Source organism: Oleiphilus sp. HI0125 (genome assembly GCF_001635355.1).
The window spans coordinates 1-233 of record NZ_LWGF01000490.1; the positions used below are offsets into that span (position 1 = coordinate 1).

1 protein-coding gene is annotated in these 233 nt (G+C 41.2%); it reads right to left on the bottom strand.

The features are described from left to right. Nucleotides 1-85: 85 nt before the first annotated feature. Nucleotides 86-233: GTP cyclohydrolase, FolE2/MptA family (locus A3762_RS26380; protein WP_197469074.1), on the bottom strand; the 148-nt coding region annotated here is incomplete at its 5' end.

The window sequence follows — 233 nt, forward strand, 5'->3', positions numbered from 1 at the left end:
GTAATGCAATGCTTCCATTCTTCGTAATTTCTTGGGATCACATCTTCCATCATTCTCTATTTCCTCGTTTTTCTTGGGGCGCTTTTCATTCGCTAAATTTATAATCGATCGCTACAGCATTGTGTGCATGCAAGCTTTCTTGATGTTCAACCTTGAACCAATAATCCACCACGCCATTCATATGCTCTAAGCTGTCTTTTAAGCGTCTCGCTGCGTCCTCACAAAACATCAAG